Origin of the sequence: Roseateles sp. (genome assembly GCF_019237615.1) — a bacterium.
Lineage (GTDB): Bacteria > Pseudomonadota > Gammaproteobacteria > Burkholderiales > Burkholderiaceae_C > Pelomonas.
The window spans coordinates 10,655-34,048 of the sequence record NZ_JAFAGT010000035.1 but is presented as its reverse complement, the minus strand read 5'-3'; the positions used below and the strand labels follow the sequence as shown (position 1 = coordinate 34,048).

Sequence of the window (23,394 nt, the reverse complement as noted above, 5' to 3'; positions counted from 1 at the left end):
GATGGCTCTGATGATTACAGATGAGTGCATCAACTGCGATGTCTGCGAGCCGGCCTGTCCTAACCACGCCATCTCCATGGGCGAGGAGTTCTACAAGATAGACCCCGCCAAGTGCACCGAATGCGTGGGCCATTTCGATGAGCCGCAATGCGTGATGCTGTGTCCGGTGGCCTGCATCCCCATCAACCCGGCCCATATCGAGAGCCGCGAGACGCTGATGCAGAGGTACCAGCGCCTGACTGCGGTGCTCACTTCGGAGGCTGGGGCCACAGCGCGTTGAGCAGCTGCGCCAGCCTTGCGCCGGCCAGAGTCAGTTCGTGCCGCTTCATCGATGCCATGCGCGCGTCGTAGCCGGCGGGCAGCGTCATGTTCCAGTGCGTGCCTCGCCCCTCGCCGCGGCGGGTTGAGAAGCTCAGCCCGTTGAACGCGTCACGGGCCTGCTCCAGCGACTCGTTGGCCCAGCGTGCGGGCCAGTCCTGCAAGGGGCCGGGCGTGGCGTGCACGTGGCGGGCGGCCTTCAGCCAGGCGGTGCCGACATGCTGCGAGTCCAGCGCCTCGGGGATGTCGTCCCACATCGTGTGCAGCGACAACGGGCGGGCTGGCGGCACGACGGGCAACAGCAGGCGGTTGCCGCCGACGGTGAACTCCGCGTCGCCGGTGGCCACTTTGTCGGGATCCACGGCATGGCCATCGGCATCCAGGTAGACGGCGCCCACGTGCAGTGGCTCGTGCATGTCGCCCACCAGATGGGTCAGCACGATCAGCGCCTCGCGCGGCGATGCGAAGTCCATGGGTGGCGTGGCGGGCCTGCCCTGCAGCACGGCGATGGCCGCCCGCATCGCGCCGACGATGTCGTGCTCACTGGTGCCGGCGAAGCCCTGGATGTAGCGGCTGCGCTGGAACGCCACATCGGTGTAGTGGTATTGCTGATGGCAGCTCTCCTCGCCGGGCTTGGGCTCGCATTGCCGGTCGTTGCGGCGCACATAGTTGGCCATCTCGGCGATGCGCGCCGGGGTCTCCAGCGAGGCGCAGCTCGCGTACTTGCCAGGATTGGGATAGCTGTAGCCCTGGGCCGCCGAGATGCCCTTGGCACAGTCGGGCCAGATGGCCGCCTCCTGAAGCGTCATGTCGCCCAGCAGCGCCTTCACCTGTGCCTCGGCCGGCGTGCCGCGGATGAGGTCGGCGGCCAGCGTGGCGACGGCCTGGTGGCCGTTGGCTCCCCAGGCATGGGCGTTCGGGGTGGTGGCGATCAGCGGAGCGAAGAGGGCGGCGGTGAGCAGGCGGGAGAGCACGGCGCGACAGGAAGAGTCATGAACAGGCTGCCATCTTCCTACAGCTGCCAGGCCTCGCCATAGCGCGGCGGCGCGGGCCAGCGGGCGGCGGTGGGCGGCTCGCTGGGGTGCTGGGCCAGCCAGCGCCGCGCGAGCATCCAGCCACCATGACCGACCACGCTGGCATCGACCTCCGGCCAGGCTGCGCAGCGCGCCAGCAGAGCGGCCAGGCTCTCGCCACCGCCGGGGCGGTGCTGCAGGAAATCGTCCGTCCAGGCGGCGAGCGCGGCGGCGCCGATGTCGTCCCAGCGCCGGCCGTCCCAGGCGCCGAAGTCCAGCTCCAGCAGCCGTACGTCGGTGCGATGGCGCCAGCCCCAGCGCGCCAGCCAGGCGCCCACGTCCGCGCAGCGCGACAGCGGGGAGGTGATGACCTCGTGTGCCAGCCGCTGCCGGCGTGCATGGGCCTGGATGCGGCGCGCCAGCCGCTTGGCGCGGCGCCAGTGCACCGGCGGGTCGCTGCCGGCGCCTATGCACAGGCCCGTCACCCCCTCGGGCCGCGGGTGCCGCCAGACCCAGCGCTGTGCCGCCCCAGGATTCAATGCCATGCCAGCAGCCCCAGCAGCAGCGCGACTTCGCCGAACTGCTGCGTGGCGCCCAGGGTGTCGCCGGTGTAGCCGCCCAGGCGGCGGCGCAGCCAGCGTCCCATCCACAGGCACACGGCCGCGCTGGCAGCAAGGCCCGCCGCCATCGCCGGCAGCAGCGCAGGGCGCAGCGCGGCGACCGCGGCGCACAGCGCCAGCGCGAATGCCGCCGTCAGTGCCAGTCCGCCCGCGCCAGTGCCGCTGGCCAGCGGCTTGGCCTTGGCATGCTCCAGGTCGCCGGCATAGGGCAGGGTGGCCATCAGCGCGACCGGCAGCGCGCGGCTGACGCCCTGGGCCCAGGCCAGCGCCAGCGCGGCGACCCAGGGGTTGGCCTGGGCCAGAGTCCACAGCGCCGCGGCCTTCAGCGCCAGCACCAGGACCAGGCCCAGCGCGCCGTAGCTGCCCAGGCGCGAGTCCTTCATGATCAGCAGCGCCTTCTCGCGGTTCACCGCGCCGCCCAGGCCGTCGCAGGTGTCGGCCAGGCCGTCCTCATGGAAGCCGCCCGTGACGTAGACGCCCGCTGCCATCGCCAGCAGCACGGCGATGACCGGCGGCCAGAGCTGCGCGGCCGCCCACAGCATGGCGCCGCAGAGGATGCCGACCAGGGCGCCCACCGGCACGAAATAGGGCGCGCAGCGCGCCAGCCAGGCCGGCTCGAAGCCCACCCAGCGCGGCACGGGCAGCCGGGTCAGGAACTGCAGCGCGATGAAGAACAGGCGCAGCGGCACGGTCAGGCCTTGCCGCTCACGCCGGCCGCCTCGAAGCTGGCCATGTCGCGCAGCAGGTCGCAGGCCGACACAAGCAGCGGCCAGGCCAACGCCGCGCCGGAACCCTCGCCCAGGCGCAGCCCCAGGTCAAGCAGCGGCCGGGCACCCATGGCAGCCAACATGCTGCGGTGCCCCGGCTCGGCCGAGCAGTGCGAGAACACGCAGCATTGCAGCAGTGCCGGCGCCAGCCGGGACGCCAGCAGCACAGCGCTGCCCGTGATGAAGCCGTCCACGACGACGACGCGGCGCTGTGCGGCGGCCTCCAGCACGGCGCCGGCCATCATCGCGATCTCGAAGCCGCCCATCGCGGCCAGCACATCCAGCGGCTCCTGCACGTCTGCGTGGCGCGCCAGCACGCGCTCCAGCACGGCCGTCTTGCGCGCCAGGCCGGCGTCGTCCAGGCCTGTGCCGCGGCCCACGCAGTCGGCCAGCGGAGCGCCGCTCAGCCTCGCCAGCAGCAGTGCCGCGGCGGAGCTGTTGCCTATGCCCATCTCACCCAGCAGCACGGCGTTGCCGGGCAGGCCGCGCACCACCTCGCGGCCGGCATGCAGCGCGGCCTCGCATTGCTCGCGCGTCATCGCCGGGCCCAGCGAGCAGTCGGCTGTGCCAGGACCGATCTTGCGGGCGATCAGTCCGGCGCGCGGCGCGAAGTCGTGGGCCACGCCGGCGTCGACGACGTGCAGCGCCAGGCCGTGCTGGCGCGCCAGCACGCTGACGGCTGCGCCTCCGGCGAGGAAGTTCTCCACCATCTGCCAGCTGACCTCGCTGGGATAGGCCGACACGCCCTGGGCCGTGAGGCCGTGGTCGCCGGCGAAGACCAGCAGCTGAGGTGCCACGAGTTGCGGCGTCTCGCTGCCAAGGATCAGCCCCAGGCGCAGCATCAGTGTCTCGAGCTGGCCCAGCGCGCCCAGCGGCTTGGTCTTGGTGTCGATGCGCCGTTGCAGCGCATCGGCCAGCCCGTGTGGGTCCAGTGGCGTGATGAGGGGGACGAGGTCGTTCATGAGAGGAGGCCGGCCAGTGCGCCGGGTTTGAAATGGAGGTCGATGAAGTCGGCCAGGCCGTCGAAGACCGCGTCCAGCGGCCGCTGCTGCGCTCCGAACAGCGCCTGCAGCACGGCAGGGTGCTCGAACAGGCCATGGGCGTAGACGCCCAGCACCCGTCCCGCCTGCCAGCCTATGGCCTCGCCGCCGGCATTGCGCAGTGCGATGCGAGGGGCTTCGAAGGCGGGGTGGGCCCGCGTGCGGCCATGGCGGATCTCGTAGCCGTGGGCTCTCACATCGGACAGCGGGCCCCAGGGGCCGTCGAGGGCTTCGAAGCGGACGGCGGCGTCCAGCAGCAGCTTCTCCCGCGCGAACACCGTCACCAGCGGCAGCAGGCCCAGACCCGGCGCATTGCCGTCCACGCCCTCGGTGTCGATCAGCGCCTCTCCCAGCATCTGCAGGCCGCCGCAGATGCCAAGGATGGGGCCGGCATGGGCGTTGATCGCGGCGTCCAGCTTCTGCGCGCGCAGCCAGGCCAGGTCGGCCGCCGTGGCCTTGGAGCCGGGCAGGATGATCCAGTCCGCACCGGCCAGGTCCTGCGGCCGGCGTGCCCAGGACAGGCGCACGCCCGGCAGCTGGCGCAGCGGCTGGAACTCGTCGAGGTTGGAGATGCGTGGGTAGGCGACGACGGCGATGCGCAGGCCGGTGCCGGTGGTCGCGTCGTCGAACACGCCGTCCTCATCCGGCAGCCCGTGGCCGCGCCACATGGGCAGCGTCGCGACCGTCGGCACGCCCGTCAGCGCCTGCAGTTGCTCGGGGCCGGGCGACAGCAGTGCCTCGTCGCCGCGGAAGCGGTTCAGCACGAAGCCCTTCACTTGCGCGCGTACGTCCGCCGGCATCAGCTGGTGCGTGCCGTACAGGTGGGCAAAGGCGCCGCCGCGGTCGATGTCGGTGACCAGCAGGCAGGCGGCCCGGGACGCGCGGGCGGTGCCCAGGTTCACGTAGTCACTGGGCGCCAGGTTGATCTCGGCGGGCGAGCCCGCGCCCTCGATGACGACGATGTCGTTCTCTGCCATCAGCTCATGCAGCGCGCTTTCCGCCAGTGGCTCCAGCAGCGCGCTGCGCTCGCGCCAGGGCATTCGCGACAGCGCGGCGTCCGCCTCGCCCAGCACGACGACCTGGCTCAGCGTGTCGGCCTCGGGCTTGAGTAGCACCGGGTTCATGCGGACCTCGGGCATGCGGCGCGCGGCCAGCGCCTGGAAGTACTGGGCGCTGCCGATCTCGCCCATGCGGCCGCCCAGGCCCGGCACGACGCGCGCGTTGTTGCTCATGTTCTGCGCCTTGAACGGCACCACCTTCAGCCCCTGGCGCGCATACCAGCGGCATAGCGCCGTGGCCAGCCAGCTCTTGCCCGCGCCGCTGGTCGTGCCCAGCACCATCACTGCTTTTGTCCGGCTCACGAATCCTCGCTTTCGATTTCAAGCAGCGCCTGCTGCAGCGCATCCTGACTGCGCCGCGGCTGGGCCGAGACGCGCACCCAGCCGGGCAGGCCGAAGGAGGCCGCATCGCGCACGCGGATGCCGCGCTCGCGCAGTCTCAGCGCGATGTCGGGCCGTGGCGGTCGGGCCAGCCAGAAGGGGGTGCAGCTGGGGCGCTGGTCCGTCCAGTCCAGCGCCTCCAGCATGCGGCGCTGGGCGGCGGTCCATTCGCGCAGCTGCGCGCGGGCATCGGCCAGCCAGTCGGCGGTGGCTGCGTCATGCCAATGCGTCAGCATCGCCACACCCTCGGCCGACAGCACCCAGCTGGGCGCCAGCGCCTGCGCGTTGAACCAGGCCGCGTCCCGCGCCGGCGCGATGAGATAGCCGGCGCGCACGCCCGCCAGGCCCAGCGCCTTGTTGGGGCAGACCAGTTGCCAAGCGCCCGGCGGCAGGGCTGGCGCATTGCCTGTCAAGCGCAGCGGCTCGTAGGCGCGGTCCACGGCCAGCAAGTGTTCATCGCCCAGCCCGGGCCAGGCGCTCAGGCTGGTACCCGTGGGGTTGCAGGGCTCGCAGATCCACACCAGCGCCGGCGCGGCGGGACGGATGCGGGCGATGTCGGCATAGGGCCGCACGGCCAGGCCCAGTGCCTGCGCCGCTGCGGCGTAGTCGCCGAAGCCCGGCTGCGGCACCCAGACCTCGCGGCGGCCCATGAGCAGTGCGGCCAACGTCAGGCGGCGTATGCCTTCGGCGCCGCCGGCTGTGGGCAGGATCAGCTCGGGGTCCATCTCGTGTGCGACGCCGAGCCGGCGGCGCAGCGCGCCATAGGCCGGGTCGGGATAGGCCTGGCGGTCGGCCCGCTGCACGGCGCTCATCAACGCGGGCGGCGGACCCAGCGGGCTGGCGTTGGTGGAGAAATCGTGCGCTGCTTCAGGGCCGCCGTCGGGGCCGCCATGGTCCGGTATTGGGAGGTGCATCACAGTCCGCTCCTGAGGCCCCAGGCGAGCCCGGCCAACAGTGTCGCGCCGGCGATCACGGCCCGCAGCGCGGCGCCGCGCGCGGCCTGCAGGTCGCCCGCCTGCACGGTCCGGCCTTGCGCATGCAGCGTGTAGACGCCGGGCTTGGACAGCCGCCGGTCCAGCCGCAGCGCCATCGCGGCCATGGGCCAGCCACTGTTCGGCGAGGGCGTGCGGCGCGCTTCGCGCGGCAGCCGGTGCCACGATGGCGGCAGCAGCAACATCGCCGTCAGCCGCGCCGGCAGCCAGGACAGCAGGTCGTCCGCGCGCGCCGCCCACTTGCCGCACCACTCGCGCTCGTCACGGTAGCCCCACATTGCGTCGGCCGTGTTCGCGAAGCGATAGATCGCCGCGCCCGGCAGGCCCGCGATGGCGAACCAGAACAGCGGGGCGATGACGGAGTCGTTGAGGTTCTCGGCCAGCGTCTCGATGGCAGCCTCGCGCACTTCGGTGTCGGTCAGCCGGGATGTGTCGCGGCTGACCAGGCGCGACAGCCGCACGCGGCCGGCGTCCAGCGATTCGGCCAGCGCCGTCTCTACGGCCTGCGCCTCGTCCGCCAGCAACGCCCAAGCCAGCAGCGGCTTCAGCAGCAACCCGATCAGAGCTGCGGCGCCGACAAGGCGCAGCGGCGACACCCAGGGCTGCAGCGCGATCAGCACCCAACCTTCCAGCCACAGCGCGATGAAGGCGACCAGTGCCGCGCCCAGCAGCCAGACCAGCGCGCCGGCGATGAAGGCCAGCGCCGGCGGCAGGTGGGTCAGTCTGAACAGGCCCAGGTAGCGGCCCATGCCCACGACCGGATGCGCCCAGGTGGGTGGTTCGCCCAGCGCGCGATCCACCAGCAGGGCCACGCCGATCGCGATCGCCAGCAGCAGCGCCATCGCGTCAGCCCAGCGGCGGCAGGCGCGCGATCAGGCCGCCTTTCAGCCGCTCCGGCCGGCGCGCCCAGGCCAGCTGACCGTCGCCGGGTTCGGCATGCTCGGCAGCCACGGCCAGCAGCGCGTCGACGCCGGCCGCGTCCGGCGCCAGCCGCCCGAACAGGTAGCTGTGCTTGCCCGCGCCCTGCAGCGCTGCCGTGCAGCCCTGACTGCAGGCCGCCATGCAGGCTTGGCCGCGGATAGCTTGAGCGATGTCGCGCGCAAGCGCCTCGTTCTCGACGGCTTCCAGCAACGCCTGGCCCTGGCCGTCGGCGCAGGTCGTGCAGATGATGAGGACGCTCATCAGTCCTCGATGCCGCGCTGCGCCGGCACCCCTGCCTTGTAGTGGTGCTTGACCATCGTCATCTCGGTTACCGTGTCGGCAAGCGCGATCAGCTCGGCGGGCGCACCGCGGCCGGTCAGCACGACGTGCACGTGGGCGGGTCGCTCGCGCAGGCATGCCAGAACCGCATCCAGCGGCACCCAGCCATAGCGCAGCGGGTACATGATCTCGTCCAGCACGACGAGGAAATGCTCACCGCCACGGATGCTGCTCTCGGCACGCGCCCAGCCTTCGCGGGCCAGGTCGGCGGAATGCTCCAGGTCCTTGCTCTTCCACGAGAAGCCGTCGCCCAGGCCGATGATGGGCACGCCGAGCTGCTCGAAGACGCGATGCTCGCCAAAGCGGGCGCTGGGCACTTTCATGAACTGGTAGATCAGCACCGGCTTGCCGCGGCCGTGCGCGCGCAGCGCGAGGCCGAAGGCGGCGGTGCTCTTGCCCTTGCCGTCGCCGGTGTGCACCAGCACCAGGCCGCGGCGCTCGCCGGTGGGAATGACGCGTTCGCGGTTGACGGGTGGTTGTTCGATGTCCATCGGCGTTCAGCCTGCGAAGAAGGCTGCAACAGCCTCGGGGTTCGACGGGAAGTAGTGGTGCACGAAGCTCGCGCGCAGCGAGCCCCGTTGGTACAGCGACTCGGCGGTGTGGCCGCCGTTGGGGTTGCTGGCTTGCGCGATTGGCTCGAGCGGCGTGTCCAGCGTCGAGTAGTGGAAGCTGTGGCCACGCAGCGCGCCTTCCGGCCAGGCGATGGCCTGCAGGCCCAGTGCGGCCAGGCGCGGCTGTACGCGGGCTTCGCCGGGCATCAGGCCGGCCATCGCGTGCCGGCGACCTTCGCCGTCGGTCAGCGCGTCCAGCAGTGCCAGCATGCCGCCGCATTCGGCCAGCAGCGGCCGGCCCGCAGCGACATGTGTAGCGAGCGACGCGGCCCAGGTCGGATGCGCGGACAGCGCCTCGGCATGCAGCTCGGGGTAGCCGCCGGGCAGCCACAACGCGTCGCAGGCGGGCAGCGGCTCGTGGTGCAGCGGCGAGAAGAAGGCCAGCTCGGCGCCGAGTGCACGCAGCAGGTCGACGTTGGCCGGGTAGAGAAAGCCGAACGCGGCATCGCGCGCAACGGCGATGCGACGGCCCTGCAGCAGCGGTGGCATAGCAGCCTCGGCCACGTCGTCGATGTGCTGAAACTGCAACGCGAAGCCCGGCCGCAGCGCGGCTTCCCACGCATCGGCCCAGGCGTCGAGCTGTGCGTCCAGCGCGGGCTGTTCCAGTGCCTGTACGAGGCCCAGGTGGCGCTCGGGCAAGCGCAGCGCGGCGTCGCGCGGCAGTGCCGCAACCAGCGGCAGGTCGTCTGGCAGGCCTTCGCCCAACATGCGGCTGTGCGCCGCACTGCCGACGCGGTTGGCGACGACGCCGCAGTGCTGCAGGCCGGGCCGGAAGCGCTGCAGGCCGGTGGCCAGCGCGGCGAAGGTCTGGGCCATGGCCGACGCGTCGATGACGCAGAGCACCGGCAGGCCGAAGGCGGCGGCGAGGTCGGCGCTGCTGGGGGCGCCATCGAACAGGCCCATGACGCCTTCTACGAGGATGAGATCGGCCTCGCGTGCTGCGGCCGCCAGCAGCGCCCGGCAGTGTGCGAGGCCGCCCATGAACAGGTCGAGCTGGTAGACCGGGTGGCCGCTGGCGCGTTCGAGGATGCCGGGGTCGAGGAAGTCCGGCCCGGTCTTGAACACGCGCACCCGCTCGCCGCGACGCGCGCGGCTGCGCGCGATGGCGGCCGTCACGCTGGTCTTGCCGGAACCGGACGATGGCGCGCTGATGAAGAGGGCCGGGCAGGAACTCATAGCGGCAGCGCCACCCAGCGACCTTCGAGCTGCACGATGCGCAGACTGGGGCCAAAGACGCGCCGCAGCGCGTCGTGCATGGCAGGGTCGGCCGGCGCGCCTGAGTGCAAGATGCGGCCGTCGGCCATCAGCACGAGGTGGTCGGCCTGTAGCGCGAGGTGCAGTTCGTGCAGCACGCTGACGATGGCGTGGCCGGCTGCGACGCGGGCGCGAACCAGCGCCATCCACTCGGCCTGGTGCGGCGGGTCGAGGTGGGCCAGCGGCTCGTCCATCAGTGTCAGCGGTGCCTGCACGGCGAGCGCCCGCGCAAGCAGCACGCGCTGGCGCTCGCCGCCCGACAGCGAGCCCAGGCGGCGCTCGCGCCAGGCCCAGCTCTGCGTGGCGTCCATCGCCTGTTTTGCGGCGGCATGGTCGGCCGATGTCGGCGGCGCCAGCCAGGGCCGGTGTGGCAGGCGGCCCAGCAGCACGACGTCCAGCGCGGTCAGATCGTCCGCGCCGGTCTCCTGCTGACCCATCCAGGCGAGCTGGCGGGCCCGTTCGCGCGCGGGCCAGTTGGCCAGCGGCCGGCCGGCCAGCCTCGTCTCGCCGTCGCAGCGCTGCAGGCCGGCGATGGCGCGCAGCAGCGTCGACTTGCCGGCGCCGTTGGGGCCGACGATGGCCGTCCAGCGGCCTTGCGGAATCGACAGCGCGATGTCGCTGAGGAGGTCGCGCTCGCCGATGCGGACGCGGGCGATGCGGGCCTGCAGCGCGATGGCACTCATTTCCCTGGCGCTCCGCGGCGGTGCATCAGTATCAGCAGGTAGATGCCGCCGACCAGCGCCGTGACCAGGCCGACGGGCAACTCCTGTGGCCGGATGACGGTGCGGGCGATGACGTCGGCGGCCAGCAGCAGCGCGCCGCCTGCCGCGGCGGACAGCAGGATCAGCCAGCCGTGCAGCGTCGGGCACAGCGTGCGCACGAGGTGGGGCGATACCAGGCCGACGAAGGCGACGATGCCGGTTTGCGCGACTGCAGCACCCGTGGACAGCGCGAACGCGAAGATCAGCAGCAGCCGCACGGCCGGCAGTTGCACGCCCAGCGACGCTGCAGTGAATTCGCCCAGCGTCAGCGCGTCCAGCGCCGGGCTGGCGAGCAGGCCTACGACGAGGGCCATCACGCCGCAGGCGGCCATCACGGCGACGCTGTTCCAGCCCAGCAGGCCGGTATTGCCGAGCAGGAAGGCCTGCATCGCGCGGAGTATGTCCGGCGCCCACAGCGTGGCGAGGTTGGTCAGCGCGTTCAGCACGACACCGACGACAACGCCGGCCAGCAGCAGCCTCAGCGTCTGCTCCACGCCGCGCGCCAGCACCAGGGTCAACCCCACGCCGGCCAGCGTGCCGACGAAGGCGATGCCGGTCAGGCCGAGGCTGGCGAGCAGCGACGAGTGCTGTGCCGACACGCCGGTCAGCGCCAGCGCGATGGCCACGGCCAGTTGCGCGCCGGACGCGCTGCCGAGCAGGTAGGGGTCGGCCAGCGGGTTGCGGAACAGGCCTTGCGAGATCGCGCCGGCCATACCCAGCAGCGCGCCTGCGCACCAGGCGCCCAGCGAGCGCGGCAGGCGGATCTCCCACAGGATCAACGCCATGCCGTCGTCCCGCAGGCTGGCCAGGCCGGTGCTGCCGGTCAGCACGCCGGCCGCGACGGCGAGGGCGCCGACGGCGAGCAGCAGCGCGAGCAGGACGCCGGGGCGGAAGTTCACTGCACCTTCTCTCTGAGGCAGCGCGCCATGATCTGCGCAGCCTCGGCCATGCGTGGGCCCGGGCGGGCGAGGATGTCACCCTCCTCGGGCTTGAAGACGCAGATGCGGCCGCGCCTGACGGCGTCAATCTGGGCCCAGCCCGGCCGTTCGGTCAGTCCTTGCGCGCCGCGCGCGCCGACCATGATGAGGGCGGGATTGGCCTTCACGACGTACTCGGGGTTGATCTTGGGGAAGGGCCCGAGCTCGGGAGGGATGATGTTGCCCGCGCCCAGTCGCGTCAGCGTCTCGCCCATGAAGGAGACGGTGCCGGCCGCGTAGATGCCGGGCGCCACCTCGTAGTAGACACGCAGGCCGCGGGCCTTGGCCGGCACGCTGGCGGCGGCCGCGTTGACGCCGGCCTCGATGTAGCGCCAGACGCGCTGCGCGTCCGGCACGCCCAGCACGGTGCCGATGGTGCCCAGCACGCGCTGCACATCCCGGTAGCTGCGCGGCTCCAGCGCGATGACCTTCATGCCCAGCGCGCGCAGCCGCTCCGCGACGCGCGAGGACACGGCGACGAACACGACATCGGGCTTCAGCGCGGCGATCAGCTCGACGTTGGTGTCATCCATGCCGCCGAGCTTGGGCAGTGCGTTCACCTGCGCGGGGAAGTTGGAGTAGCGGTCCACGCCGACCAGCCTGGCGCAGGCGCCCAGCTCGCACACGGTCTCGGTCAGCGAGGGCAGCAGGCTGACGATGCGCTGCGGCGGCGCGGGCACCGTGGTCGTGTAGCCCAGGTCGTCCTTGATGTCGACGGCGGTGGCGGGCAGCGCGACGGCGAGCAGCAGCAGCGCGATGAGTCGTTCAAGCATGGGGGGAGTCCTCGACGGGCCGGGTCCAGGCCTGGCCCGCGACCATCAGTGTCAGACGGCCGCAGCACCGAGCCACGTCCTGGTTCAGCCGGCCGAGTTCATCGACGAAGTCGCGCACCTCGCGGCCCAGTGGCGACACGCCCCAGCCGACCTCGTTGGAAACGAAGATGACGCTGACCTTCAGGCGTGGCAGCAGGTCCAGCAGCGCGTCGCGCTCGGCCTGCCAGGCGTCGGCGTCGCGGGTGCCGCTCACGGGCATCAGCCAGTTGGTGAGCCACAGCGTCAGGCAGTCGACGACGACCAGCGTGCCGGCATCGTCGAGCTGTTGCAGGGCCGTACTCAGGGCCAGCGGGGCTTCGAGCGTGTCGAAGCCCGCCGGCCGCGTGGCGCGGTGATGGGCGATGCGCGCACGCATCTCGTCGTCAGCGGCCAGGGCGGTCGCAATGACGGCCACGCGGCCGCCAGCGGCTTGCCAGCGCAGCGCCAGCCTTTCGGCCTGGCGCGACTTGCCGCTGCGCTGACCGCCGACGATGAGTTGGTGCGCGTGCGTCATGCCCGGAGCTTAGAGCTGCGGGCTCCAGCGCAGCGAGACCAGCATCGTGCGCGGCGCAGAGGCATAGCCGAAGGCCGTCGTGTAGTCGCGGTCGAAGGCGTTGTCGACGTTGAACTGCATCTTCAGCTCGCGGCTGATCCTGTACTGCGCGCTCAGGTTCAGAAGCGCGTAGCCGCCCAGCATGCGCGTGTTGGCCGCGTTGTCGAAGCGCGCGCCCGAGGCCTGCACGCCCGCGCCCAGCACCCAGTCGCCCAGCTCGGTGTCGGCGTTGATGGTGCCCAGGCGCTTGGCGCGGCGGGCCAGCAGCAGGCCGGTGCCGGCGTCCTTGGGGGCCTGCAGGTCCAGCGAGGCCTTCAGGTTCACCATTGCGAGCTTGGTGGCACCGGCCAGGGTCAAGCCTTGCAGTCGGGCCAGCGACACGTTCTGGTAGCAGCCGAAGGTGCTGTTGCAGGTGCCGGCGGCGCCGAAGATGATGAGGTTGCTGACGCGGTTGCGGTAGGCGGTGGCGGACAGCTCGGTGTCGCCGGCGCCGTACTTCAGGCCGAACTCGACGTTGTGGCCATGCTCGGCGTCCAGCGGCTTCACGCCGGGTTTGCTGAGGTCGGGGCCGTAGACGGTGCCCTGCTGGTACAGCGTTGGCGCGCGGAAGGCGCTGCCGACGGAGCCGACGATGCGCAGGCCTGGGGCCACCTCGTAGCCGGCCAGCAGCGTGCCGGTGTCGACGCCGCCGAACTGGCTGTCGTCGTCATGGCGGCCATGTGCCTGGAAGCTGAACGCGCCAGCGTTCAGGATGTAGCCCAGGCCCACCGCGTTGCGGTGGCGCTTGCCGACACCGGCCGTCACGAGGCCGCTGTTCTCCAGCTTGTCCTCGGCGCGCTCGCCGGTGAAGTTGATCTGCTGGCCCTGGCCCAACTGGTAGTAGCCGGTCAGCGCGAGGTTCTTGATATGCGTGATGGTCAGGTAGGGCGATGGCGTCGTCTCGTAGCGGTCGCGCGATTCGCCGTAGCTCAGCTGCGTCTGCAGCGCGGGCGCCCATTGCGCGGTCCAGGCCAGGCGGGCGGCGTCGGTGTCCTGTAGCGCGTGGTCGTCCACCAGCGGCTTTGACCTGGAGGCGTCGTACTGCGCATTGACATGGCTGCGCAGCGCGACGAGTTCGGCGCGGTGGCCCTCGGCGATCTGTGCGCCCAGGCGCAGGCTGCCTTCGTGGCGGCGGTAGCCGTCGCGGTCGGGCACGTAGCTGAATGCGTTGTCGGGGGTGGTCGCGTTGAAGCCGGTGCTGCGGTCGATGGCTGCGGATACGGCGTAGTCGAAGATGCCGGCGCTGCCGGACATGGCGCCGTCGAGCTTGGCGGTGCCGAGGTTGCCGGCAGCGACGCCCAGATCCAGGCTGGTCTTGCTACCGCCCTTGCGGGTGAAGATCTGCACGACGCCACCGATGGCGTCGGAGCCGTAGATGGCGCTGGCCGGGCCCTTCAGCACTTCCACGCGCTCGATCTGCGCGAGCGGGATGCCCTGCCAGCTGGCGCCGCCGGTGGACTGCGAGTCGATGCGCACGCCGTCCACCAGCACCAGCGTGTGGCGGGTCTCGGCACCACGCAAGTACAGCGACGTGGTGGCCGCGGGGCCACCGTTGCGGACCATCTCGGCGCAGCCGTTGTTGCGCAGCAGGTCGGCGAGGCTTGCCGAGGCTTGTCGCTCGATGTCGGCACGGGTGATGACGGTCAGGTCGGCCAGCACCTCGGACAGCCTCTGCGGCGTGCGCGTGGCGGTGGTGACGACGGTGTCGAGCTTGTTCTGGACTTGGGCCTGGGCGGACGCGGCCAGCGTCAGGGCAGACAGGGCCAATGGGAGGGACGCGAGCCGGCGGGCCGCGAGGAGGGAGTGAGACATGAGATGAGACGCGAACGAACACTCAGCCGCGCTGACCCCCGCAGCACCGCTGAAAAACGGCCGCTGGCTGGTTGCACAGCGGCCCCGTCGTTGGCCGGTATCCGGGCTGATGGCGCTGCATTCGAGACCTTCCCAGCCGTGAGGCCAGTGGTCGTGGATCGAACGTTGAGGCGGGAGCCTCGTCCACTTACCGTTGCGGGGACAGCTCAGGTTAGGTTGGCCGCGTGGCGGTTCCCCCTCCTGATTCCCGTTGAACTGCGGCCGCCGTGAGGGCGGGCGCGAGCACCAACGGGGCGGATTCTATCGGCCGCCGCTGGCCGCCCCGTGCGGCTTGTGGGGCCTGCTGAGCGGCCAGGTCGGATGGGGCGGCCTCAGGTGCACCACCTGCGGGGCGCTGGCCGCCTGGGCTGGGGGCGGCAGCACCTGCAGGCCTACGGCGTGGCCGTGCGGGAGGCGGGCCTCGGCCTCGCTGGCACGGCGCGCCTGCGCGAGGGCGGCGGCCTGCCTGGCGTCGGCGAGGTGCCGCTCGCGGGCGGTCTGGACGTCGGCGCCGCTGGGCTGGTCGAAACTGACGCTGCTGGCCCCGCTGCCATCCGGGCAGGGCGAGTCGCGCAGGTCGCGGCCGTCCGGGCCGCATCGAAAGACCTGGGCGCTGCGGGACTGGGTCTGTGCCAGCGCAGGCAGGGTGCAGCCGAGGACGGCGAGGACCAGCAGCAGGTGTTTCATGAGGCTGGAGTGTCCACCGGCGGCAGGGGTTTGGGAGGCTTGGGCCGCGGCGGTCTGGCGTGAATCTTGGCCAAGGCCTTGTCCATCTGGCCGCTCAGCATCAGTTCGACGGCACCATAGCTCTTCTGGATGCAGTCCTCCACCGCCTGGCGCTCGGCCAGCGGGGGCTTGCGCAGCACGTAGTTCGCGACCTCGGCCTTGTGGCCAGGATGGCCTATGCCCAGGCGCAGCCGCCAGAACTCGCCGCTGCCCAGCTGGGCCTGCATGTCTTTCAGGCCGTTGTGGCCGCCGTTGCCGCCGCCCCGCTTGAACTTCATCTCGCCGGGGGGGAGGTCCAGCTCGTCATGGATCGCCAGGATCTCCTCCGGCGCGATCTTGAAGAAGCGCGCCAGCGCCGCGACCGACTTGCCGGACAGGTTCATGTAGGTCATGGGCTGCAGCAGCCAGACCGGGCCGCTGGCGCCGGGCGCCCCGTTCACGCGGGCGACGAGGCCGTGATAGGCCTTGTCCGGGGCGAGGTTCGCCTTGAGCCCCCGGGCCAGGCCGTCTATCCACCAGAAACCGGCGTTGTGGCGCGTGTCTTCATATTCGGCGCCGGGGTTGCCCAGGCCCACCATCAGCTTGATCATGGGTGTGATCGTAGCTTTGGGCCTCAGCAACGCTGCAGCTACATTCGGCCGGGAAACTTGGCCGCCATCAGGAGTGGACCGAATGCAGAACAAGGATTCCAAGCGCAGCAGGATCTGGGTCTTGATCGCCGTGGTGGTTGCCGGCCTGGCCCTCGCCGGCTGGTGGTGGAAGGGGCGGGGCGGCGCCAGCGCCGCCGAGAGGACTGCCGGCGCCGCGTCGGCCGCCTCGGACGCGGGCCGGGCAACCGGCGGGCGTTTCGGTCGCAGCGGGTCGCAGCCGGTCTCGGTCGCCACGGTGCAGCGGCGCGACATGAACGTCATCGTCGACGCCATCGGCAGCATCGCCTCGGACAACATGGCCGTCGTGCGGGCGAAGGTTGGCGGCGAACTCAAGGCCTTGTACTTCCACGAGGGCCAGCCGGTGAAGGCCGGCCAGGTGCTGGCGCTGATCGACCCCAAGCCCTACGAGATCGCGCGCGACCAGGCGCTGGCGACGTTGGCCCGTGACCGGGCTCAGCTGGACAACGCCCGCGCCGACCTGGTCCGCTACAGGGATCTCGTCGCCAAGGATGCCGCGCCGCGCCAGCAGCTCGACACCCAGGAGGCCCTGGTGCGCCAGCTCGAGGCCACGCTGCTGTCCGATCAGGCCGCCGTGGACAACGCGAAGCTGCAGCTCTCCTACACCCGCGTGACGGCGCCCATCGCCGGCCAGGCCGGCCTGAAGCAGGCCGACCTCGGCAACAACGTGACGCCAAGCGACGTCAACGGCCTGCTCAGCATCGCCCAGACCCAGCCGGCCGCGGTCGTCTTCGCCGTGCCGGACGTGCGCCTGCCACGCATCCGCCAGCAGCTGGCCGACAAGCAGCCGCTGGCCGTGCAGGCCTGGGACCGCGAGCGCAAGCAGTTGCTGGCTTCGGGGCGTGTCGCCAGCACCGACAACGCCATCGACGCGACGACGGGCACGATCAAGGTCAAGGCGTTGTTTCCCAACCTGGACGGCAGCTTGTTCACCAACCAGTTCGTCAACGTGCGCCTGCAGTTGGACCGGCTGAAGGATGTGCTCGTCGTGCCCAGCGCCGCGGTGCAGCGCGGCGCCCCGGGTGTCTACGTCTACGTCGTCGCCGACGGCCAGGTGGCGCTGCGCAAGCTGCAGATCCTGACGGTCGACGGCGACTGGACGGCCGTGCAGGGTGATCTCAAGCCCGGCGAGCAGGTCGTCACCGACGGCGCCGACCGCCTGCGCGACGGCGGCAAGGCCGAGGTCATCAAGGTGCCGGCCGCGGGGGCGTCGGGTGCCGGCGGGCGTGGCCGGAGCCATGGCGCCGCCGCCAGCGCTGCCAGCGCTGGCGCGAGCGCCGCGTCTGGTGGCACCGACGCGGCCGGCGGCGACCGCCCTCGCTGGCTGGACCGTGTGCCGCCCGAGATGGTCGACAAGCTCAAGGCCATGAGTCCGGAGGACCGCCGCGCCTGGCTGCAGGAGCACCGCGCTGCCGGCGCCGGTTCAGCGCCCGCCAACTGAGGCAGCGGCAATGAACCCGTCACGCCTGTTCATCACGCGGCCGGTCGCGACCTCGCTGCTGATGCTGGCCATCGTGCTGGCCGGTGCGCTGGCCTACCGGTTGCTGCCGGTGTCGGCCCTGCCCGAGGTGGACTACCCGACCATCCAGGTCACGACCCTCTACCCCGGCGCCAGCCCGGACGTGATGACCTCCTCCGTCACCGCGCCGCTGGAGCGCCAGTTCGGCCAGATGCCGGGCCTGGCGCAGATGTCGTCCACCAGCTCGGGCGGCGCCTCGGTTATCACGCTGCGGTTCGACCTCAGCCTGTCGCTGGACGTGGCCGAGCAGGAGGTGCAGGCGGCCATCAACGCCGGCAGCAACCTGCTCCCCACTGACCTGCCGATGCCGCCGGTCTACAGCAAGGTCAACCCGGCGGATGCGCCGGTGCTGACCATCGCAGTGTCGTCGGCCACGCTGCCGATCACGCGCGTGCACGACCTCGTCGAGAGCCGTCTGGCGCAGAAGATCTCGCAGGTGCCGGGCGTGGGCCTGGTGGGCATCGCGGGCGGGCGCCGGCCGGCCGTGCGCATCCAGGCCGACCCGGGCGCGCTGGCCGCGCTGGGCATGTCCATCGACGATGTGCGCACGGCCATAGGCAACGCCAACGTCAACCAGTCCAAGGGCAGCTTCGACGGGCCGCTGCGAGCGTCCACGGTGGACGCCAACGACCAACTGCGCAGCGCGGCGGAGTACGCCGGCCTCGTCATCGCCTACAAGAACGGCAACCCGGTGCGGCTCAAGGACGTGGCCCGGCTCGTCGATGACGCCGAGAACCTGCGCCTGGCGGCCTGGGCGGGGCAGGCGGGCAAGCCGTCCGTCGCCGCCGTCATCCTGAACGTGCAGCGCCAGCCCGGCGCCAATGTCATCGACACCGTCGACCGCGTCCAGGCCGTGCTGCCGCAGCTGCAGGCCAGCCTGCCAGCCTCGCTGGACGTGAGGGTGCTGTCCGACCGCACGACCACCATCCGCGCCTCGGTGCGCGACGTAGAGCACGAACTGCTGTTCGCCATCGCCCTCGTCATCGGCGTCATCTTCGTGTTCCTGCGTAGCCTCCCGGCGACGCTGATCCCCGCGGTGGCCGTGCCGGTGTCGCTGGTGGGCACCTTCGGTGTGATGTACCTGGCGGGCTTCTCCATCAACAACCTGACGCTGATGGCGCTGGTGATCTCGACCGGCTTTGTCGTCGACGACGCCATCGTCATGATCGAGAACATCGCGCGGCATATGGAGGAGGGCGGCGAGGGCGTCAGCGCCTATGACGCGGCCCTGACCGGCTCCCAGCAGATCGGCTTCACCATCATCTCGCTGACGGTGTCGCTGATTGCCGTGCTGATCCCGCTGCTGTTCATGGGCGACGTGGTCGGCCGGCTGTTCCACGAGTTCGCCATCACGCTGGCCGTGTCCATCCTGATCTCGGCCTTCGTGTCGCTGACGCTGACGCCCATGATGTGCGCACGCCTGCTCAAGCATGAGCATGACGAGGACCATGGCCGGCTGTGGCGCTGGGTGGGCCGGGCTTTCGACGACACCATTGCCGCCTACGGCCGCGCGCTGGACTGGGTGCTGGACCGCTCCGCCGCGACGATGCTCGTCTTCATCGCGACGCTGCTGCTGACCGGCGTGCTCTACCTGATGGTGCCCAAGGGCTTCTTCCCGGTGCAGGACACGGGCCAGCTGCAGGGCATCACGGAGGCGGCGCAGTCCACGTCCTTCGCCGCCATGGCGGACCACCAGCAGCGCCTGGCCGAGCGGGTGCTGAAGGACCCGGCCGTGCAGAGCGTTTCATCCTTCATCGGCGTGGACGGCGGCAACACGACGCTGAACCAGGGCCGGCTGCAGATCACCCTCAAGCCCAAGGAGGGGCGCGGCGCGAGCGCGGCCGAGGTGGCGCGCCGCCTCGGCGACATGGCGGCTGACGAGCCCGGCATCGCCCTCTATCTGCAGCCGGTGCAGGACCTGACCATCGAGGATCGCATTGCCAAAACGCAGTACCAGTTCACGCTGTCCTCGCCCGACGCCGCCGAGCTGAGCCGATCCACCACGGCCGTGCTGGAGCATCTGCGTGGCGTCAAGTCCATCGCCGATGTCGCCAGTGACCAGCAGGACCTGGGTCTGCAGGCTTATGTGGACATCGACCGCGACGCGGCCGGTCGCCTGGGCGTCACCGTTGCCGCCATCGACAGCGCCCTCTACAGCGCCTTCGGCCAGCGCCTGATCTCGACCATCTTCACGCAGAGCAACCAGTACCGCGTCGTGCTGGAGGTGGCGCCCGATTTCCGCGTGGGCCTGGACGGCCTCAGGCGCCTGTACGTGCCCGGCGCCAACGGCGCGCAGGTGCCGCTCAGCTCCGTCGCCCGCTTCGTCGAGAAGCAGGCGCCGCTGGTCGTCAACCATGTGGCTCAGTTCCCGTCGTCGACGATCTCCTTCAACCTCGCACCGGGCGCCTCGCTGGGCGAGGCGGTGAAGGCCATCAAGGCCGAGGTCGACGCGCTGCAGCTGCCGCTCAGCGTGGAGACGCGCTTCGAGGGCGCGGCGCTGGCCTTCCAGGCGTCCCTCACGAGCACGCTGTTGCTCATCCTCGCGGCCATCGTGACGATGTACATCGTGCTGGGCGTGCTCTACGAGAGCACCATCCACCCGCTGACCATCCTGTCCACGCTGCCCTCTGCCGGCCTGGGCGCGCTGCTGGCGCTGCTGGCCTTCAAGCTGGACCTGGACATCATCGCCATCATCGGCATCGTGCTGCTGATCGGCATCGTGAAGAAGAACGCGATCATGATGATCGACTTTGCGCTGGAGGCCGAGCGCGACCTGGGGATGAAGCCGCGCGACGCCATCCACCAGGCCAGCCTGCTGCGCTTCCGGCCCATCCTGATGACGACGATGGCGGCCCTGCTGGGTGCGCTGCCGCTGATGCTGGGCACGGGCGTTGGCAGCGAGTTGCGCCATCCGCTGGGCGTGGTGATGGTGGGGGGGCTCATCGTCAGCCAGCTGCTGACCCTGTTCACGACGCCGGTCATCTACCTCGGCTTCTCGGCGCTGGCGGCACGGCTCAAGCGCGGCGGCCGGGGCGAGGAGGTGGCGGCGTGAACCTGTCGCGCGTCTTCATCGAGCGCCCCATAGGCACGGCGCTGATCACCTGCGGCATCGCGCTGGCGGGGGCCATAGGCTACCTGCTGCTGCCCATCGCGCCGCTGCCCCAGGTGGAGTTCCCGACCATCTCGGTCAGCGCCTCCCTGCCCGGCGCCAGCCCCGACACCATGGCCGCGACCGTCGCCACGCCGCTGGAGCGAACGCTGGGCAGCATCGCCGGCGTCACGGAGATCACCTCGTCGTCGTCGCTGGGCAGCAGCCGCATCACGCTGCAGTTCGACCTCAGCCGCAACATCGACGCCGCGGCGCGCGAGGTACAGGCCGGCATCAACGCCTCCCGCGCGCTGCTGCCCAGCGGCCTGCCCAGCAACCCGACCTACCGCAAGGTCAACCCGGCCGATGCGCCCATCATGATCATCGCGCTGACGTCGGACACGCTGACGCGTGGCCAGATGTATGACGCCGCCTCTACCGTGCTCGCGCAGCGGCTGTCGCAGGTGGACGGCGTGGGCCAGGTGACCGTGGGCGGCGGCGCGCTGCCGGCCGTGCGCATCGAGCTGGACCCGAACAAACTGGCCTCGCAGGGCATCTCGCTGGACCAGGTGAGGGCAGCCGTCGTCGCGACGAACGCCAACCGGCCCAAGGGCCAGCTGGAGTCGGAGGACCGCTACTGGCAGATCACCGCCAACGATCAGGCCAAGCGCGCGGCCGAGTACGCGCCGCTGGTGCTGAGCTACCGCAACGGCGCCGCAGTGCACCTGCGCGACGTGGCCGACGTGCAGGACAGCGTGCAGGACCTGCGCAACGACGGGCTTGCGGACGGCCGCCGGGCCGTGCTGCTGATCATGAACAAGGCGCCCGGCGCCAACATCATCAAGACCGTGGACACGGTGCGCAGCCTGCTGCCGCAACTGCGCGCGTCCATCTCGCCGGCCATAGACGTGAGCGTCGTCATGGACCGCACGGCCACCATACGCGGCAGCATCGTGGAGGTGCAGCGCACGCTGGTCATCGCCTTCGGCCTCGTCATCGTCGTCGTCTTCGTGTTCCTGCGGCGCTTTCGCGCGGCGCTGCTGCCGGCCGTGGCCGTGCCGGTGTCGCTGGCCGGCACTTTCGGCGTCATGTACCTGCTGGGCTACAGCATCGACAACCTGTCGCTGATGGCGATGACGGTGGCCACCGGCTTCGTCGTCGACGACGCCATCGTCGTGCTGGAGAACATCTCGCGCCATATCGAGCGAGGCGTGCCGCCCCGCGAGGCGGCGCTCAAGGGGGCCAAGGAAATCGGCTTCACCGTCGTCTCGATCTCGCTGAGCCTGATCGCCGTCTTCATCCCCATCCTGGCGATGGGAGGCATCGTCGGGCGGCTGTTCCGCGAGTTTGCCGTCGTGCTTTCGGTGGCCATCCTGGTGTCCATGGCGGTGTCGCTGACGACGACGCCCATGATGGCCGCGACGCTGCTCAAGCCGCAGGCCACCGCGCGCCGGCCAGGGCGCCTGGTCCGCTTCCTGACCCGCCTCCAGGTCGGCCTGATGCGCGGCTACCGCCGCTCGCTGCGCTGGACGCTGCGCCACCAGCCTCTGGCGCTGCTGGCCCTGGCCGGCGTCATCGCGCTGAACGTGTCGCTATACGCCACCATCCCCAAGGGCTTCTTCCCGCAGCAGGACACCGGGCTGATGATTGGCGGCGTGCAGGCCGACCAGGCCAGCTCCTTCCAGTCCATGCAGCTGAAGCTGCGCACCTTCCACGACATCGTGCGCACCGACCCGGCAGTGGCCAACGTGACCGGCTTCACCGGCGGCGGGCAGCGCAACAGCGCCAACATGTTCATCAGCCTCAAGCCCCGCAGCGAGCGCAAGGAGAGCGTGGATGACGTCATCAACCGGCTGCGCGGCAAGCTCGCCAAGGTGCCCGGTGCCAACCTGTTCCTGGCGCCGGTGCAGGACATCCGCGTCGGCGGCCGGCAGGCCAACGCGTCCTGGCAGTACACGCTGCAGGCCGACGAGCTTTCCGATCTGCGGACCTGGGAGCCGCGCATCCGCGGCGCGCTGACCCAGGTGCCCGAGATCACCGACGTCAACACGGACCAGCAGGACAAGGGTTTGCAGACCTCCCTCGTCGTCGACCGCGACGCGCTGGCCCGCCTGGGCCTGACGATGAACGCGCTGGACAACACGTTGAACAACGCCTTTGGCCAGCGCCAGGTGGGCGTCATCTACAACCCGCTGAATCAGTACCGCGTCGTGCTGGAGCTGGCGCCCGAATGGCTGCAGAGCCCGCAGACGCTGGACCGGTTGATGCTTACCAGCAGCGGCGGCCAGCAGGTGCCGCTGTCGACCGTGGCCCGTGTCGAGACGACGGCCACGCCGCTGGCCGTCAGCCACCAAAGCGGCACGCCGGCCAGCACCATCAGCTTCAACCTCGCGGCCGGCGTGTCGCTGTCGACGGCCGTCGACGCGATCAACGACGCGGTCGCCGGCAGCGGCGCGCCGGTCTCGGTGCGCGGCAGCTTCCAGGGCACAGCCCAGGCCTTCCAGGCCTCACTGAAGTCGCAGCCGCTGCTTATCCTCGCGGCCATCGTCACGATCTACCTGGTGCTGGGCATGCTCTACGAGAGCCTGATCCACCCCATCACCATCCTGTCGACGCTACCGTCGGCCGGCGTCGGCGCGCTGCTGGCGCTTATGCTGTTCAAGACCGACTTCACCATCATTGCGCTGATCGGCGTCATCCTGCTGATCGGCATCGTGAAGAAGAACGCCATCATGATGCTGGACTTCGCCATCTCGGCCCAGCACGCGGCTGCCGAGCGAGGCCGGCGCCTGAGCGCTGGTGCTGCCATCTACCGCGCGGCGCTGCTGCGGCTGCGACCCATCCTGATGACGACGGTGGCCGCGGTCTTCGGCGCCGTGCCGCTGGCCCTGGGCCGTGGCGAGGGCGCCGAGCTGCGCGTGCCTCTGGGCATCTCCATCGTCGGCGGCCTGCTGCTGAGCCAGTTGCTGACGCTCTACACCACCCCTGTCGTGTTCTGCTGCATGGACAGGCTCAGCCGCAAGCGCACCAAGCCCGGGCCGGCCGGCGCCCCTGTCCTCCAGACCGCGAGCCGAAGCCATGTCTAA

Annotated in this window: 21 protein-coding genes and 1 riboswitch; of the genes, 4 read left to right on the top strand and 17 right to left on the bottom strand. The window is 70.9% G+C overall.

All coding sequences use genetic code 11. From position 1 onward, the window contains the following. Position 1: 1 nt before the first annotated feature. Positions 2–280, top strand: a complete 279-nt coding sequence (locus JOY88_RS06460; RefSeq protein WP_293501322.1) for a YfhL family 4Fe-4S dicluster ferredoxin — start codon at positions 2–4, stop codon at positions 278–280. Here the strand turns inward: JOY88_RS06460 and JOY88_RS06455 are convergent. The 17 genes from JOY88_RS06455 to pth form a co-directional block, all read right to left on the bottom strand. Next, entirely contained in the window at positions 249–1,292 is a 1,044-nt protein-coding gene (locus JOY88_RS06455; protein ID WP_293501320.1) for a S1/P1 nuclease, read from the bottom strand. The two genes, JOY88_RS06460 and JOY88_RS06455, sit on opposite strands and share 32 nt — an antisense overlap. 38 nt (positions 1,293–1,330) lie before the next feature. Then, positions 1,331–1,876 (bottom strand): histidine phosphatase family protein, encoded by a 546-nt coding sequence (locus JOY88_RS06450; protein ID WP_293501318.1) that lies wholly within the window; start codon positions 1,874–1,876, stop codon positions 1,331–1,333. Beyond that, on the bottom strand, positions 1,867–2,640 hold the full coding sequence (cobS, locus tag JOY88_RS06445; protein WP_367269788.1) for an adenosylcobinamide-GDP ribazoletransferase: 774 nt from the start codon (positions 2,638–2,640) through the stop codon (positions 1,867–1,869). The genes JOY88_RS06450 and cobS overlap by 10 nt, the downstream gene beginning before the upstream one ends. Before the next feature lie 2 nt (positions 2,641–2,642). Next, positions 2,643–3,680, bottom strand: coding sequence for a nicotinate-nucleotide--dimethylbenzimidazole phosphoribosyltransferase (gene cobT, locus JOY88_RS06440; protein ID WP_293501317.1), 1,038 nt, complete (start codon positions 3,678–3,680; stop codon positions 2,643–2,645). Continuing rightward, positions 3,677–5,098, bottom strand: coding sequence for a cobyric acid synthase (locus JOY88_RS06435; protein WP_293501395.1), 1,422 nt, complete (start codon positions 5,096–5,098; stop codon positions 3,677–3,679). The genes cobT and JOY88_RS06435 overlap by 4 nt, the downstream gene beginning before the upstream one ends. Before the next feature lie 17 nt (positions 5,099–5,115). Then, entirely contained in the window at positions 5,116–6,111 is a 996-nt protein-coding gene (locus JOY88_RS06430) for an aminotransferase class I/II-fold pyridoxal phosphate-dependent enzyme (protein ID WP_293501316.1), read from the bottom strand. Continuing rightward, on the bottom strand, positions 6,111–7,031 hold the full coding sequence (gene cbiB, locus JOY88_RS06425) for an adenosylcobinamide-phosphate synthase CbiB (RefSeq protein WP_293501315.1): 921 nt from the start codon (positions 7,029–7,031) through the stop codon (positions 6,111–6,113). The genes JOY88_RS06430 and cbiB overlap by 1 nt, the downstream gene beginning before the upstream one ends. Before the next feature lie 4 nt (positions 7,032–7,035). Then, positions 7,036–7,371 carry a DUF1636 family protein gene (locus tag JOY88_RS06420; protein ID WP_293501314.1) on the bottom strand — a complete coding sequence of 112 codons (336 nt, stop codon included), beginning with the start codon at positions 7,369–7,371 and terminating at the stop codon, positions 7,036–7,038. Continuing rightward, positions 7,371–7,940, bottom strand: a complete 570-nt coding sequence (cobO, locus tag JOY88_RS06415) for a cob(I)yrinic acid a,c-diamide adenosyltransferase (RefSeq protein ID WP_293501313.1) — start codon at positions 7,938–7,940, stop codon at positions 7,371–7,373. Before cobO ends, JOY88_RS06420 begins: the two co-directional genes overlap by 1 nt. A gap of 6 nt (positions 7,941–7,946) precedes the next feature. After that, positions 7,947–9,236 carry a cobyrinic acid a,c-diamide synthase CobB gene (locus tag JOY88_RS06410; protein ID WP_293501312.1) on the bottom strand — a complete coding sequence of 430 codons (1,290 nt, stop codon included), beginning with the start codon at positions 9,234–9,236 and terminating at the stop codon, positions 7,947–7,949. Beyond that, positions 9,233–9,997 carry an ABC transporter ATP-binding protein gene (locus tag JOY88_RS06405; RefSeq protein ID WP_293501311.1) on the bottom strand — a complete coding sequence of 255 codons (765 nt, stop codon included), beginning with the start codon at positions 9,995–9,997 and terminating at the stop codon, positions 9,233–9,235. Before JOY88_RS06405 ends, JOY88_RS06410 begins: the two co-directional genes overlap by 4 nt. Next, a complete protein-coding gene (locus JOY88_RS06400) occupies positions 9,994–10,974 on the bottom strand; it encodes a FecCD family ABC transporter permease (RefSeq protein ID WP_293501310.1) in 981 nt (326 codons plus the stop codon). The genes JOY88_RS06405 and JOY88_RS06400 overlap by 4 nt, the downstream gene beginning before the upstream one ends. Continuing rightward, complete coding sequence (locus tag JOY88_RS06395; RefSeq protein ID WP_293501308.1) at positions 10,971–11,825, bottom strand: ABC transporter substrate-binding protein; 855 nt, start codon at positions 11,823–11,825, stop codon at positions 10,971–10,973. The genes JOY88_RS06400 and JOY88_RS06395 overlap by 4 nt, the downstream gene beginning before the upstream one ends. Further along, complete coding sequence (gene cobU / locus JOY88_RS06390) at positions 11,818–12,378, bottom strand: bifunctional adenosylcobinamide kinase/adenosylcobinamide-phosphate guanylyltransferase (RefSeq protein ID WP_293501306.1); 561 nt, start codon at positions 12,376–12,378, stop codon at positions 11,818–11,820. The genes JOY88_RS06395 and cobU overlap by 8 nt, the downstream gene beginning before the upstream one ends. A gap of 9 nt (positions 12,379–12,387) precedes the next feature. Continuing rightward, positions 12,388–14,268 carry a TonB-dependent receptor plug domain-containing protein gene (locus JOY88_RS06385; protein ID WP_293501304.1) on the bottom strand — a complete coding sequence of 627 codons (1,881 nt, stop codon included), beginning with the start codon at positions 14,266–14,268 and terminating at the stop codon, positions 12,388–12,390. A gap of 75 nt (positions 14,269–14,343) precedes the next feature. Further along, positions 14,344–14,573: riboswitch (cobalamin riboswitch) on the bottom strand. Continuing rightward, positions 14,569–14,994, bottom strand: coding sequence for a hypothetical protein (locus JOY88_RS06380; RefSeq protein ID WP_293501303.1), 426 nt, complete (start codon positions 14,992–14,994; stop codon positions 14,569–14,571). (Overlaps the previous riboswitch by 5 nt.) Further along, a complete protein-coding gene (gene pth, locus JOY88_RS06375) occupies positions 14,991–15,623 on the bottom strand; it encodes an aminoacyl-tRNA hydrolase (protein WP_293501302.1) in 633 nt (210 codons plus the stop codon). Before pth ends, JOY88_RS06380 begins: the two co-directional genes overlap by 4 nt. An 82-nt stretch (positions 15,624–15,705) precedes the next feature. Between pth and JOY88_RS06370 the strand changes: the two genes are divergently transcribed. From JOY88_RS06370 to JOY88_RS06360, 3 genes are read left to right on the top strand one after another with little or no spacing between them, the layout of a single operon-like run. After that, the gene (locus JOY88_RS06370; protein WP_293501300.1) at positions 15,706–17,142 is read left to right on the top strand and encodes an efflux RND transporter periplasmic adaptor subunit; all 1,437 of its coding nucleotides are present in this window, start codon (positions 15,706–15,708) and stop codon (positions 17,140–17,142) included. A 10-nt stretch (positions 17,143–17,152) separates the two neighbouring features. Then, on the top strand, positions 17,153–20,272 hold the full coding sequence (locus JOY88_RS06365; protein WP_293501298.1) for an MdtB/MuxB family multidrug efflux RND transporter permease subunit: 3,120 nt from the start codon (positions 17,153–17,155) through the stop codon (positions 20,270–20,272). Next, entirely contained in the window at positions 20,269–23,394 is a 3,126-nt protein-coding gene (locus JOY88_RS06360; RefSeq protein ID WP_293501296.1) for a multidrug efflux RND transporter permease subunit, read from the top strand. The genes JOY88_RS06365 and JOY88_RS06360 overlap by 4 nt, the downstream gene beginning before the upstream one ends.

What these genes read in the sequence shown, in the direction of transcription:
- JOY88_RS06460 (WP_293501322.1), top strand. Translation starts at nt 2, where the DNA reads ATGGCTCTGATGATTACAGATGAGTGCATCAACTGCGATGTCTGCGAG.
- JOY88_RS06450 (WP_293501318.1), bottom strand. Translation starts at nt 1,876, where the DNA reads ATGGCATTGAATCCTGGGGCGGCACAGCGCTGGGTCTGGCGGCACCCG.
- cobT (WP_293501317.1), bottom strand. Translation starts at nt 3,680, where the DNA reads ATGAACGACCTCGTCCCCCTCATCACGCCACTGGACCCACACGGGCTG.
- JOY88_RS06435 (WP_293501395.1), bottom strand. Translation starts at nt 5,098, where the DNA reads ATGGTGCTGGGCACGACCAGCGGCGCGGGCAAGAGCTGGCTGGCCACG.
- JOY88_RS06430 (WP_293501316.1), bottom strand. Translation starts at nt 6,111, where the DNA reads ATGCACCTCCCAATACCGGACCATGGCGGCCCCGACGGCGGCCCTGAA.
- cbiB (WP_293501315.1), bottom strand. Translation starts at nt 7,031, where the DNA reads ATGGCGCTGCTGCTGGCGATCGCGATCGGCGTGGCCCTGCTGGTGGAT.
- JOY88_RS06420 (WP_293501314.1), bottom strand. Translation starts at nt 7,371, where the DNA reads ATGAGCGTCCTCATCATCTGCACGACCTGCGCCGACGGCCAGGGCCAG.
- cobO (WP_293501313.1), bottom strand. Translation starts at nt 7,940, where the DNA reads ATGGACATCGAACAACCACCCGTCAACCGCGAACGCGTCATTCCCACC.
- JOY88_RS06410 (WP_293501312.1), bottom strand. Translation starts at nt 9,236, where the DNA reads ATGAGTTCCTGCCCGGCCCTCTTCATCAGCGCGCCATCGTCCGGTTCC.
- JOY88_RS06405 (WP_293501311.1), bottom strand. Translation starts at nt 9,997, where the DNA reads ATGAGTGCCATCGCGCTGCAGGCCCGCATCGCCCGCGTCCGCATCGGC.
- JOY88_RS06395 (WP_293501308.1), bottom strand. Translation starts at nt 11,825, where the DNA reads ATGCTTGAACGACTCATCGCGCTGCTGCTGCTCGCCGTCGCGCTGCCC.
- cobU (WP_293501306.1), bottom strand. Translation starts at nt 12,378, where the DNA reads ATGACGCACGCGCACCAACTCATCGTCGGCGGTCAGCGCAGCGGCAAG.
- JOY88_RS06385 (WP_293501304.1), bottom strand. Translation starts at nt 14,268, where the DNA reads ATGTCTCACTCCCTCCTCGCGGCCCGCCGGCTCGCGTCCCTCCCATTG.
- JOY88_RS06380 (WP_293501303.1), bottom strand. Translation starts at nt 14,994, where the DNA reads ATGAAACACCTGCTGCTGGTCCTCGCCGTCCTCGGCTGCACCCTGCCT.
- pth (WP_293501302.1), bottom strand. Translation starts at nt 15,623, where the DNA reads ATGATCAAGCTGATGGTGGGCCTGGGCAACCCCGGCGCCGAATATGAA.
- JOY88_RS06370 (WP_293501300.1), top strand. Translation starts at nt 15,706, where the DNA reads ATGCAGAACAAGGATTCCAAGCGCAGCAGGATCTGGGTCTTGATCGCC.
- JOY88_RS06365 (WP_293501298.1), top strand. Translation starts at nt 17,153, where the DNA reads ATGAACCCGTCACGCCTGTTCATCACGCGGCCGGTCGCGACCTCGCTG.